Annotated in this window: 13 protein-coding genes; 2 read left to right on the top strand and 11 right to left on the bottom strand. The window is 69.9% G+C overall.

Annotated features, from left to right (window positions below; translation table 11 throughout):
• Positions 1–8: 8 nt before the first annotated feature.
• The 4 genes from ACIGKL_RS13285 to ACIGKL_RS13300 all read right to left on the bottom strand — a co-directional run bounded on the left by ACIGKL_RS13285 (position 9) and on the right by ACIGKL_RS13300 (position 3,987).
• Positions 9–641, bottom strand: coding sequence for a LysE family transporter (locus ACIGKL_RS13285; RefSeq protein ID WP_122109429.1), 633 nt, complete (start codon positions 639–641; stop codon positions 9–11).
• A gap of 58 nt (positions 642–699) precedes the next feature.
• Positions 700–1,467 (bottom strand): TerC family protein, encoded by a 768-nt coding sequence (locus ACIGKL_RS13290; protein ID WP_397487100.1) that lies wholly within the window; start codon positions 1,465–1,467, stop codon positions 700–702.
• A 70-nt stretch (positions 1,468–1,537) separates the two neighbouring features.
• Positions 1,538–2,077, bottom strand: coding sequence for a mechanosensitive ion channel domain-containing protein (locus ACIGKL_RS13295; RefSeq protein ID WP_397487101.1), 540 nt, complete (start codon positions 2,075–2,077; stop codon positions 1,538–1,540).
• Positions 2,077–3,987, bottom strand: coding sequence for an ATP-binding cassette domain-containing protein (locus ACIGKL_RS13300; protein WP_397487102.1), 1,911 nt, complete (start codon positions 3,985–3,987; stop codon positions 2,077–2,079). The genes ACIGKL_RS13295 and ACIGKL_RS13300 overlap by 1 nt, the downstream gene beginning before the upstream one ends.
• A gap of 38 nt (positions 3,988–4,025) precedes the next feature.
• On the opposite strand from ACIGKL_RS13300, the gene ACIGKL_RS13305 reads away from it, so the two are divergent.
• Positions 4,026–4,466, top strand: a complete 441-nt coding sequence (locus tag ACIGKL_RS13305; protein WP_397487103.1) for a TIGR02444 family protein — start codon at positions 4,026–4,028, stop codon at positions 4,464–4,466.
• Here ACIGKL_RS13305 and ACIGKL_RS13310 read toward each other — a convergent pair.
• Complete coding sequence (locus ACIGKL_RS13310) at positions 4,463–5,467, bottom strand: AlgP family protein (protein WP_397487104.1); 1,005 nt, start codon at positions 5,465–5,467, stop codon at positions 4,463–4,465. The genes ACIGKL_RS13305 and ACIGKL_RS13310 overlap by 4 nt on opposite strands.
• A 136-nt stretch (positions 5,468–5,603) precedes the next feature.
• Between ACIGKL_RS13310 and ACIGKL_RS13315 the strand changes: the two genes are divergently transcribed.
• Positions 5,604–6,251 carry an FKBP-type peptidyl-prolyl cis-trans isomerase gene (locus tag ACIGKL_RS13315; protein WP_397487105.1) on the top strand — a complete coding sequence of 216 codons (648 nt, stop codon included), beginning with the start codon at positions 5,604–5,606 and terminating at the stop codon, positions 6,249–6,251.
• Positions 6,252–6,345: 94 nt separating this feature from the next.
• Here the strand turns inward: ACIGKL_RS13315 and ACIGKL_RS13320 are convergent, their stop codons facing one another.
• From ACIGKL_RS13320 to hemC, 6 genes are all read right to left on the bottom strand, one after another.
• Positions 6,346–6,819, bottom strand: a complete 474-nt coding sequence (locus tag ACIGKL_RS13320) for an Rsd/AlgQ family anti-sigma factor (RefSeq protein WP_021444668.1) — start codon at positions 6,817–6,819, stop codon at positions 6,346–6,348.
• A gap of 310 nt (positions 6,820–7,129) precedes the next feature.
• Positions 7,130–7,621 carry a disulfide bond formation protein B gene (locus ACIGKL_RS13325; protein WP_397487106.1) on the bottom strand — a complete coding sequence of 164 codons (492 nt, stop codon included), beginning with the start codon at positions 7,619–7,621 and terminating at the stop codon, positions 7,130–7,132.
• Between the two features lie 143 nt (positions 7,622–7,764).
• A complete protein-coding gene (locus tag ACIGKL_RS13330) occupies positions 7,765–9,012 on the bottom strand; it encodes a heme biosynthesis HemY N-terminal domain-containing protein (RefSeq protein ID WP_397487107.1) in 1,248 nt (415 codons plus the stop codon).
• Positions 9,009–10,127: a uroporphyrinogen-III C-methyltransferase gene (locus tag ACIGKL_RS13335; protein WP_397487108.1), complete on the bottom strand. Its 1,119-nt coding sequence runs from the start codon at positions 10,125–10,127 to the stop codon at positions 9,009–9,011. The genes ACIGKL_RS13330 and ACIGKL_RS13335 overlap by 4 nt, the downstream gene beginning before the upstream one ends.
• A 13-nt stretch (positions 10,128–10,140) precedes the next feature.
• Complete coding sequence (locus ACIGKL_RS13340; protein WP_397487109.1) at positions 10,141–10,914, bottom strand: uroporphyrinogen-III synthase; 774 nt, start codon at positions 10,912–10,914, stop codon at positions 10,141–10,143.
• Positions 10,911–11,849, bottom strand: a complete 939-nt coding sequence (hemC, locus tag ACIGKL_RS13345) for a hydroxymethylbilane synthase (protein ID WP_397487110.1) — start codon at positions 11,847–11,849, stop codon at positions 10,911–10,913. The genes ACIGKL_RS13340 and hemC overlap by 4 nt, the downstream gene beginning before the upstream one ends.
• Positions 11,850–11,892: the final 43 nt, after the last annotated feature.

Consider the following 11,892-nt stretch of genomic DNA (forward strand, 5'->3'; position numbering starts at 1 on the left):
GGCAGGCGTCACACCGCGGCGCGCTTGACCGTGGCCAGCAGCCCGGCGGCGGCGACGAACAGCGCGGCGAAGCTGCGGTTCATCAGGCGCTGCTGACGCGGCGTGCGCAGCACCCGCAGCACGCGCGAGGCGAGGCCGGTGTAGCCGGCCATGACGATCAGGTCGACCACTATCATGGTCGCGCCCATCAGCAGGTACTGCGGCAGCAGCGGCTGCTGCGGGGCGATGAACTGCGGCAGCACGGCGAGCATGAAGACGATCGCCTTGGGGTTGCTGGCGTTGACCAGAAAGCCACGCAGCACCAGGGTCAGCGGCCGGCCGCTGGGGCGCTCGGCGGCGCCGGTGGCGAGGTCGCTGGGCAGCGCGATCCACTGCCGGTAGGCCAGGTACACCAGGTAGGCGACGCCGAACCACTTGATCAGGCTGAAGGCCAGCGCCGAGGCGGCGAGGATGGCGCCGACGCCGGCGGCGACGATGGCGATCTGCAGGGCCAGGCCCAGTTGCAGGCCGAGGGCGTTCCAGTAGCCGCGCCAGAAACCGTATTGCAGGCCGGCGGACATGGAGGCCACGGCACCGGCGCCGGGCGACAGGCTGATCACCCAGCAGGCGACGAAGAAAGCGAGCCAGGTTTCCAGGGCCATGGCGAATTACCTCGGGAGGGAAGAGCGGGAGCAGGCCCTACAGCCTACTCCCGGCCGCTCAATCCGGCGAGCCCTTGCGCAGCTGCACCGGCTCCATCTCCTCCTGGCGCGCCCGCGCCTGGGCGCTGCGCAGGCGGATGTTGATCGCCTCCACGGCCAGCGAGAAGGCCATGGCGAAGTAGACGTAGCCCTTGGGCACGTGCACGCCGAAGCTCTCGGCGATCAGCACGGTGCCGACCACGATGAGGAACGACAGCGCCAGCATCTTCAGGCTCGGGTGCTTGTCGATAAAGGCGCTGATGGTGCCGGCCGACAGCATCATGACGATCACCGAGATGACGATGGCCGCCACCATCACCGGCACGTGCTGCACCAGGCCGACGGCGGTGATCACCGAGTCGAGGCTGAAGACGATGTCGATGATGGCGATCTGGATGATGATGCCCATGAAGCCGTAGCTCTTCTTCGGCCCGCCCTGCGCGGCCTCCTCGGCGCCTTCCAGGCTGTGGTAGATCTCCGCGGTGCTCTTGAACAGCAGGAACAGGCCGCCGAAGAACAGGATCAGGTCGCGCCCGGAAATGCCCTGCTCGAAGACGTGGAACAGGTCGTCGGTCAGGCGCATCACCCAGGTGATCGACAGCAGCAGCAGGATGCGCGTGCCCATGGCCAGGGCCAGGCCGAAGAAGCGTGCCTTCGGCTGCTGCTCGACCGGCAGGCGGCTGACCAGGATCGAGATGAAGATGATGTTGTCAATGCCGAGGACGATTTCCAGGGCGGTCAGGGTCAGAAACGCGACCCAGATTTCCGGGTTGCTCAGCCATTCCATTCAGGGATGCTCCAATGAGTTCAGGTTGTGTAGGAAAGGTGCCGCAGGCGGGGCAGCTTTCGTGCAAAACCTAGCGCCAGCGGCGCACGGATTTCTGGAAGAACAGGCTGTTGGGCACCTGCAGCAGCGCGCCGGCGGCCTCTTCGCTGACATCCTGCAGCGTGGTGTAGAACAGGTTGATGGCCAGCACCCGCCCCTTCACGCCCGGTTTGTCGGCGCTGTCGATCACCTCCACGGTATCGCCCAGGCGGAACGGCCCCATGGCGAAGATCAGCAGCGCGCAGAACATGTTCGACAGCACGCTCCAGATGGCGAAGAAGGCCACCGCCGCCACGGCGGTGAAGCCGGTGATGGCGGTCCACAGCACCGTGGCCGACACGCCCAGGCGCTCGAGCACCAGCATGAAGGCGCTGCCCAGGATCAACCAGCGCAGCAGACCGCGCAGCGGCAGCAGCACCTCCTGCGGCAGCAGGCTGTAGCGCGCGCCGAGGCGGCTGATGGCGCGGGTCAGGATGCGCTGGGCGAGCCACGCCAGCAGCAGGATCAAGAGCACCTGGCCGGCGCGGATCAGCGGTTCGCGCCAGGCCGTGAGCAGTTCCAGCGACTCCATCACTCGGCCTCCTCCAGTTGCTGCTGCAGCGCTTCGAGCGTCTCCAGGGCCAGCAGCCAGCTTTCCTCCAGCTCGGCTTCGCGCGCCTTGAGCGTCGCCTGCTCGGCCAGGCGCTGGCGCAGCTCGTCCTTGCGCGCCGCCTCGTACAGGCCGCTATCGCCCAACTGCGCTTCCACCTTGGCTAGGGCCTGGTGCAGCTTGTTCAACTCCTGCTCGAGCTTGTCGGCCTGCTTCTTGTGCGGCGCCAGCTGCTGGCGCAGGGCGGCGGCGGCCTGGCGCTGGGCGCGCTTGTCGGTCTTGTCCGCCGCCGGGGTCGCCGCGCTCGGCGGCTGCTGGCGGGCGCGGAAGTCGATCAGCCAGCGCGCGTAGTCGTCGAGATCGCCCTCGAACGGCTGGATGCGCCCGTCGGCCACCAGGAGGAATTCGTCGGTGGTGCTCTTCAGCAGGTGGCGGTCGTGCGACACCACCAGCACCGCGCCGGCGAACTCCTGCAACGCCATGGTCAGGGCCAGGCGCATTTCCAGGTCGAGGTGGTTGGTCGGTTCGTCGAGCAGCAGCAGGTTGGGCTTGCCCCAGGCGATCAGGGCCAGGGCCAGGCGCGCCTTCTCGCCGCCGGAGAAATTCAGCACCGGCTCGTCGCAGCGCTCGCCGCGGAAATCGAAGCCGCCGAGGAAGTCGCGCAGGGTCTGCTCGCGCTCGCTCGGCGCCAGGCGCTGCACGTGCAGCAGCGGGCTGGCCTTGGGGTCCAGGGCGTCGAGCTGGTGCTGGGCGAAGTAGCCGATGGCCAGGTTCTCGCCGCGGGCCAGCTCGCCGCCGAGCGCGGCGAGGTCGCCGGCCAGGGTCTTGATCAGGGTCGACTTGCCGGCGCCGTTGGGCCCGAGCAGGCCGATGCGCGCGCCGGGGGCGAGGCTCAGCTTGACCTTGTCCAGCACCACCTTGTCGCCGTAACCGAGGCGCGCCTCGGACAGGTTGAGCAGCGGACTGGAGACCTTGTCGGCCTCGCGGAAGACGAAGTCGAACGGCGAGTCGACGTGCGCCGGGGCCAGTTCCTCCAGGCGCTCCAGGGCCTTGATTCGGCTCTGCGCCTGGCGCGCCTTGGTCGCCTGGGCCTTGAAGCGGGCGATGTACTTCTCCATGTGCGCGCGCTGCGCCTGCTGCTTCTCGAAGGCCTGCTGCTGCTGCGCCAGGCGCTCGGCGCGGGTGCGCTCGAAGGCCGAGTAGCCGCCGCGGTAGAGGGTCAGCTTCTGCTGCTCCAGGTGCGCCACATGGTCGACCACGGCGTCGAGGAAGTCGCGGTCGTGGGAGATCAGCAGCAAGGTACCGGGATAGACCTTGAGCCAGTCCTCCAGCCAGAGGATGGCGTCCAGATCCAGGTGGTTGGTCGGCTCGTCGAGCAGCAGCAGCTCGGACGGGCACATCAGCGCCTGGGCCAGGTTCAGGCGCATGCGCCAACCGCCGGAGAAGTCGCCGACGCGCCTGTCCATCTGCTCGGCGGTGAAGCCGAGGCCGGCCAGCAGCTTGCGCGCGCGGGCGTCGGCGGTGTAGCCCTGGGCGTTGTCCAGTTCGGTGTGCAGGCGGGCGATCGCGGCGCCGTCGTGGGCCGCCTCGGCCCCGGCCAGCTCGGCCTGGATCGCGCGCAGGTGCAGGTCGCCGTCGAGCACGTAGTCCACCGCCAGGCGCTCGAGGTTGTCCACCTCCTGGCGCATATGGGCGATGCGCCAGTTGGCCGGCAGCCGGCAGTCGCCGGCGTCGGGGCCGAGCTCGCCGCGCAGCAGGGCGAACAGGCTGGACTTGCCGGCGCCGTTGGCGCCGATCAGGCCGACCTTCTGGCCGGCGTGCAGGGTCAGCTCGGCGCCTTCGAGCAGGCGCTGCGGACCACGCTGTAGAGTGAGGTTCTGGAGTCGGATCATAATGGCGGCGGAGTCTACCAAATCGCCCTGGAGGCCGCGTGCAGGATCTGTGGAATTTCGCCGTACGGCTCTATGCCCGACCGGGCGTGGAAGACGCCTGCCTGCAGCTGCAGGAGGGTGGCGGCGACGTCTGCCTGTTGCTCGCCGGCGCCTGGCTGCAACGCCGCGGCGTGCCCTGTCGCGAGCCCTACCTCAAGGCGCTGCAGGCGCTGGCCGAACCCTGGCAGCGCGAGGTGGTCGCGCCGCTGCGCCAGCTGCGGCGCGACTGGCGCACGACCGCTGCCGCGGACGCCGAGTTGGCGACGCTGCGCGAACGGATCAAGACGCTGGAGCTGGAAGCCGAACGGCTGCTGTTGCAGCGGATCGAGACGCTGGCGCAGAACTGGCCGAGCGAGGACGGCGAAGACGACTGGCTGAGTCGCCTGGCGGGAGACGACAGCGCCGCGCTGCAGGTGCTGCGCGGCGCCGCCGATTCTTAAGAGCCGCTCGGCGCCGTCGCGCCATTGCCGGCGACGGGTGCCACGGCGGCTGTCGGGACCTCCGGCTTGGCCGGCGCGGCAGCGGCTGCGGCGGCTGCCGGTTTCGCCGCGGGCTTGGCCGGAGCCTTCTTCACAGCGGCCTTGGGCACCGCCGGCTTCTTCACCGCGACCGGCTTGCTGGCGGCCTTGGCTGCCGGTTTGGCAGGTGCGGTCTTGGTCGCCGCTTTGGCGGCAGACGGCTTGGCGACAGGCTTGGCCGGTGCTTTGGCGGCGGGTTTACCGGCAGCAGGCTTGGCAGCGGCTTTGGCGGCCACGGGTTTCGCCGCGGTCTTAGTTGCCGCGGCTTTGCTCGCAACCGCTTTGCTAGCCGCCGCCTTGCTGGCTACCGGCTTGGCGGCGGATTTGCTGGCAACCGGCTTGGCCGCAGCCTTGGCGGCCACCGGCTTCTTCGCCGCAGCCGGCTTGGTAGCCGCTTTGGCCGCGGGTTTGGCAGCCGGCGCCGGTTTGGCGGCAGGCTTGGCGACGGCGGGCTTGGCCGGCGCCTTCTTCACCGCGGCGGCCTTCGCAACCGGCTTGGCGGCCGGCGCTGCGGCCTTGGCCTCGCGACCATCCAGCACCTTGCCGGCGGCTTCCTTGACCTTGCCCACGCCCTGGGCCAGCTTCAGGCTCTCCTGGGCGTCGCGCTTGAGCTGCAGGATATAGGCGCGGGTCTCGCTCTGACGGGCCTTGAGGGCATCGAGCAGTTCTTCCAGCTCGGCCACCGCGTCCTTGGCCTTGGCCTGTGCCTTGGCCTTGCCGGCGACGGCGGCGTCCTGCAGCTTGCTGCGTGCCTTGTGCAGTTTTTCCTGGGCCTTGCCGCGCTGCTTCTCCAGCTTGGCGAGGAGTTTCTCGGCATCGACCAGCGCTTGCGAGCAGGCGTTTTCCAGGTGCTCGAGCAGGCTGGTGGAGAGTTGGTGCAGCAGGTGCAAAGGGGTACTGATGGTCTTCTTCTTGGCCGACATGGCGCGCCTCCTGGCGGATGTGGATGCGCCCATACTAGACGCCCGCGCCTGGCCCCGCCATAGGCCTTTTGGCGACCCGGGCAGGCAGCCGCGCGGGCTGGCATAATCGCCGCCATCTTGATCGGGAGACATCGCCATGAGCCGCGCCGCCTTCGCCCTCTTCGTTCTCTGCGCAAGCCTCGCGGCACAGGCCGACAGTCACCAGCAGGATCTGGCCTACAGCCTCGGCGCACGCCTGGGCGAACGCCTGCGCGAGGAAGTGCCGCAACTGCCGCTGAGCGACCTGCTGGAAGGCCTGCGCCAGGCCTACGCCGGCCAGCCGCTGCGCCTGGAAGAGGCGCGCATCGAAGCGTTGCTCGACCAGCACGAGGCGCGCATCGCCGCCGACCCGCAGCGCCATGCCCAGGCCATCGCCGCGCAGCGACGCTTTCTCGCCGAGCAGCGGATCCGCCCCAATGTGCGAGTGATCGAGGGCGGCGTGCTGGTCAGCGAGCTGCGCGCCGGCAGCGGCGCCAAGCCCGGTCCCGGCAGCCGGGTGCAGGTGCGTTACCGCGGCACCCTGGCCGACGGCAGCCCGTTCGACGAGAGCAGCGAACCGCAGTGGTTTCGCCTGGACAGCCTGATCGCCGGCTGGCGCAGCGCGCTGCTGCAGATGCCCACCGGGGCACGCTGGCGCCTGGTGGTACCGTCGGATCAGGCTTACGGGGAAGAGGGCGCGGGCGATCTGATTCCGCCCCATGCGCCGCTGGTATTCGATCTGGAGCTGCTCGACGTGACCGACTGAGCGTCGGCCCGGCAGACAGATTCTGGCCCGGATGCAAGCCAGGGCCGTCGACCTGTTGCCCGGAATGCATCCGGGCTACGCGGCCGCCGCAGGCTCAGAGCGCCGGCGCGGCCTGCTCCTGGTGGGCGTTGTGCAGCACCTCGATCAGGCAGTCTTCCAGCTCGAAGCGTTCGTGCAGCAACTGCCCCAGGCGACCCAACTCGGCCACCAGCGACACGCTGTCGCGGCAGTCGCCGTTGTCGCAGTGATCGTTGAAGGCCAGCGCCACCTCGGTGATGGCTTCGATGCGCGGGTAGATCTGCTTGGCCAGCTCCAGGCCGCGCTGGTCGTTGAACGCCTTGGCCTCGCTGGTGAGCTGCTCGTAGACCTCGAAGTGACCGGCCGAGACGTAATCCACCAGGATTTCGCAGAAGCCCTGCAGGGCCTCGCCGTTGGCCGCCGGCGCCTGTGGCGACTCGACCAGGGCACTATAGGCCTGCACCAGTTCATGGCGCTCGCCCAGCCAGCGATCGATCAGTTGGTGGACCCCACCCCAGCGTTCCTGTGCGTTCTGGCAACTTTCGAGCATGATGGACCTCGCTTCCCTTATCGCTGATGCCTGTTATACGTCCGTTCCCGAGACGATTTTCTGTGGCCTAGCCTCCCTGGCGGCCAGCCTGCGGGACGTCGCATTCGACGCCACAAATCGCCCCCGACGCTTTTTTGTCAACCGGGGCTTGGCTTTGCGAAGGCAACCGCGAAACGGCGTTTTTCCGGCGGTGCGTGCGAGCCAGATTATGCCCGTGGGCAGGCGCCATCAAGGCACCGCCGGGAGATAATTTCATACGAGCGTTTAATCGACACCCCGCGACAGCCGTGGCCTGGGCGATGGGCCGCAATCAGCTGCGGCGCAGCAACTGGAACAGGCAGAAACCGAGCATGGCGACGAAACCGAGCAGGCTCCACTCGGGAATGCTCATGCCGAACAGGCTCCACTTGACCTCGGCGCAGTCGGCGCTGCCTTGGAACACCAGGCGCACAATGTCCTGCATCGGCAGGGCCTGCATCATGAATTCCAGGCTCGGCAGGCAGGCCTCCAACTGGTCGGCCGGCACGCTCTGCAGCCAGATCTGCCGACCGGCCGTGGCGGCGCCGGCAGCGGCGAACAGCAGCGCCAGCAGCGCATAGACCCGCCGGCCGAGGCGCGCCGGGCCGTGCACGGCGGCCACCAGGCAGACCAGGCCGAAGGCGATCACGCAGATGCGCTGCAGCACGCACATCGGGCAGGGTTCCAGGCCGACCACGTGTTCCAGGTACAGGGCCGCCGCCATCAGCAGCAGACAGCCGACGAATGCCAGGAAGAACAGGGGACGCGGACTGGCCAGGTACATGGAGGCTCCGAGGGAGAGAAATCGAGGGCAGTTACGGTAGAGGAAAGCGCGGGCGCCTTTCAAGGCGCCTCACGTGCTGCCGCGCGCTATTCGTCCAGGCAGCGCGCCCCTTCGTCCGCTGCGCGACGATCGGCCGCAGCAGCTCAGGCGCGCACGCCCTGCGGCTGCGGCAGCGCCGGCAGGCCCTGATGGAGCAGGCCGAGGCTCTCCTGCAACAGCTGGTTGCTGCGCTCCAGCTCGCCCAACTGGGCCAGCAGGCGCGCCAGCTCGGCGCAGGTCTCCGGGTGGCGCTCCAGCTTCAGGCTGGTCTCGAAGTAGTCGCGCGCCTTGCCCCACAGCTGGTTCTGCAGGCACAGGCGACCGAGGCTCAACAGCAGCGCCGGGTCCTGCGGATGCTGCTTGAGCCAGAGCTCGGCGGTGTGCAGCTGCTGCGCCGGGTCGGCGCCGCGCAGCACGCCGTAGAAGCGCGCCAGGCGGCTGTCGTAGGCGCGTTTGAGGGCACTGCGCAGCACCTGTTCGGCCTCATCCTGGGCGCCCAGGCGCCGCAGTTGCTCGACGTAGGCGGCGATCAGCTCGGGCTCCTGGCGCAGCGGCGCGGAGAGCTGCTGCCAGGCCTGGGTCAGCGGCTGCAGAGCGGTTTCGCCATGGCCCAGACCGGCGTGCCCGGCATCGCCCAGGCGACCGCGCCAGGTCGCGCGCTCCAGCTCGTCCAGCTCGGCGGCCGGCAGAGCCTTCTCCTTGCGCAGCTCCGGCAGCAGGCCGAGCAGCGCCGACCAATCCTGGCGCTGCAGGTACAGGCGCTGCAGCTGGCGCAACACCAGGTGATGGCCGGGATGACGCTCGCGCATCGCCTGCAGGGTCTCCAACGCCGCGTCGCTCTCGCCGCGACCCTGCTGCAGTTCGGCATGGGCCAGGGCGACGGCCAGTTCGGCCTGCGGTTGGCGCGCCAGGGCGCGCTCGAGCATGGCGTCGCTCTGTTCGTGCTGACCCAGCTTGTGCGCCGCGCGGGCGGCGCCGAGGTAGTACATCAGCGGCTGCGGTTCGTCTTCGGCGGCCCGCTCCAGCTGGCGCAACGCACGCGCCCAGCGGCCCTCGGCCAGGTCGAGCAGGCCCTGCTGCGAGGCCAGCCGCGCCCGGCGGTGACGATGCAGGCGCGACCAGGGGTTGGCCAGGCGCGTCGAGGCGAGCAGCAGGCGCAGGCTGGCGCGCAGCAGGTAGATCAGCAGGCCGACCACCAGCACCAGGGCGAGGAAGGCCCACAGCCCGGACTGGTAACGGAAGCCCTGATAGGCGAACAGCACGTAGCCGCGGTCGGCCTGGATCGCCAGGCCGAGCAGATACAGCAGGCCGCCGACGGCGAGCAGGAGCAGCAACCAGAGCAGGCGTTTCATTGCGCCTCCCCGGCCGCGGCGGCCCCCTGCCGGCGCTGCGCCTGCTTGCGCTGCAGGTAGGCCTGCAGCGCCTCGAGCGACTCGCTCAGGTCCGGCACCTGCACCTCGACCCGCTCGTCGGCCAGCTCGGCGAAGCGCTGACGCAGGGCGCGACTATCGGGGTTGTCCAGATTGAAATGGGCGTCGAGGATCTCCCCGGCCTGCTTCAACGCCTGCCGATAGACCCCGCTCTGGCCATGCAGCGCGGCCCACTGCGCCTGCTCCAGAGCCAGCGACAGGCTCAGGCGCACCTGGCTCAGGCTCTGCCCGGAGAGCAGCGGACGGATGTTGCGGTCGGCGTCGAACTCGATGCGGAAGTACTGCGCCAGGGTCGCCAGCCATTCGCTCCACCAGGCACGGCCGTCGCCCTCGGCCGCCAGGTCGGCGAGCACGTCGCCCTGCCCCGCGAAACTCGGCGCCAGCGGGTTGAGGCTGGCGGCCTGCTCGCGCAGCGCACCCAGTTGCAGGAACAGGCCGACGCGATCCGGCCGCTGGGTGGTGCGCAACGCTTCCAGGCTGCGGCTGAGCTGCTCGCGGGCGGCGAAGGCGGCGGGGTCGTCCTGCTCGCGGAGGATCTCGTCGGCGGCCAGCACCAGGGCCTCGGCGCTGGCCACGTCCTGCAGCGCGGACAGACGCAGGGTGGCCAGGCGCAGCAGGTGCTCGGCCTCGTCCAGGCGCCAGTCCTGGCGGCTGCCGTCGAGCACGCTTTCCAGACGCTGGCTGAGGCGCTGCTGATCGCCCTGCAGGTTAGCCAGCAGACGCCGGCGCTCGTCCAGCTCATCGGCGCTGGGCAGCTGGTTCAGGCGGCCTTCGAGTTGCCCGATCAGTTCGCCGACCTTGCCGCTCTCGGCGCGCGCGCTCTGCAGCTGCTCGCGCTGCTGCCGATCCTGCTGCTGCAACTGCTGCAGCTGCCACAGGCTCCAGCCACCGGCGCCGACGCCGCCCAGGCCGACCAGCAGGGCGAACGCGGCGAGACCGCGGCCGGCGCTGCGCGGGGCCTTGGCAGTGGCTGCAGGGGGAGTGGCGGTGGCCTCGCTGGCCGGCGTTTGGTCTTGCGGGGTGGCTGCTTCGCTCACGTATCCATCCTTTCTAGAGGGCTGCGGCCGGGTGTCGCTCCAGCGCTGCCAGCAAGGCCGCGGCACTGGCACCGCGACAGTCCACGACGATCTGTGCTCCCGCATGGCGTGCCTGCTCGGCGACCCGCGGGCTGGGTACGAACAAGGGTAGCCGAGCCAGCGTCGGCCAGTCAGCGCCGGCCAGCTGCAGCAGGTGTTCGAGCCCCTGCCCACTGCTGACCACCAGGGCGTTCAGGCGCTGCGCGCGCACCCGCGCGGCCAGCTCGCCCGGCGCATAGCTGGGTAGCAGGCGGCGGTACAGTGGCAGATAGTCGACCGTCGCACCTTGGCCGCGCAAGCGTTCGGCGAGGAATTCTCGGCCACCCTCGCCGCGCAGGATCAGTACCCGCGGCGCCGACGCGGCGGCCAGCGCCTGCTGCAGGCGCGGCAGGCCCAGCAGCGCCTCGCTGTCGTCGCCGTCGTCCGGGCAGTGGGCGTTCAGGCCATGCTCGGCGAGCACCGCGGCGGTCGCCGCGCCGACCGCGAACCAGGGCTGCTCGGCCGGCGCCGGCACGCGGTGGCGTTCGAGCAGGGCCAGGCCCAGGCGCGCGGCCGGCTTGCTCACCGCGATCACCGCGCTGTAGCGCGCCAGCTCGAGGATGGCGGCGCGCTGCGCGGGCGTTTCCGGCAGTGCCTCGATGGCCAGCAACGGCAGGCTGTGACTGTCGATGCCGCGCTCGACCAGGGTCTGCGCCAGCGCCGCGCACTCCTCGGCCGGCCGCGTCAGCAGCAGGCGCCAGGCACTCACGGGTGACCGGCCTCGCCGTAGACCGCCTTGAGGATGGCCTCGGCACCCTGCGCCAGCAGCGCTTCGGCCACCTGCACGCCGAGCGCTTCGGCGTCGCCGGCGGCGGCACGCGCCTCGGCGCGCAGCAGCTGGCCGCCGTCGGGCTGGCCGACCAGGCCGCGCAGCCACAGCTGTTCGCCTTCGAGCAGGGCGTAGCAGGCGATGGGCACCTGGCAGCCGCCGTTGAGGCGTTTGTTCAGCGCGCGCTCGGCGGTGACCCGCAGCGCGGTCTCACGGTGGTGCAAAGGCGCCAGCAGGGCGTGGATCTCGGCGTCGGCGCTGCGGCACTCGATGCCGACGGCGCCCTGGCCGCCGGCCGGCAGGCTGTCCTCGGCGCTGAGCGAGCTGCGGATGCGCTCCTCGAAGCCGAGGCGGATCAGCCCGGCGGCGGCGAGAATGATGGCGTCGTACTCGCCGGCATCCAGCTTGGCCAGGCGGGTGTTGACGTTGCCGCGCAGGAACTGGATCTTCAGGTCCGGCCGGCGCGCCAGCAGCTGGGCCTGGCGGCGCAGGCTGGAAGTGCCGACCACACTGCCGGCCGGCAGCGCATCGAGGCTGGCGTAGCGGTTGGAGACGAAGGCGTCGCGCGGGTCCTCACGCTCGCAGATGCAGTACAGGCCCAGGCCCTCGGGGAAGTCCATGGGCACGTCCTTCATCGAGTGCACGGCGATGTCGGCCTGATTCTCCAGCAGCGCGTTTTCCAGCTCCTTGACGAACAGGCCCTTGCCGCCAATCTTCGCCAGCGGCGCGTCGAGCAGTTTGTCGCCGCGGCTGACCATGGGCACCAGGCTAACCTTGAGGCCAGGGTGGGCCGCTTCGAGACGGGCTTTGACGTGCTCGGCCTGCCACAGGGCCAGGGCGCTCTTACGGGTGGCGATACGGATTTCGCGGGACATGGGGCAAATTCCAGAAAACGGATTGCCGCGAATCATAACAGGC

The organism is Pseudomonas sp. NPDC077186, from assembly GCF_044543505.1.
Taxonomy (GTDB): domain Bacteria; phylum Pseudomonadota; class Gammaproteobacteria; order Pseudomonadales; family Pseudomonadaceae; genus Aquipseudomonas.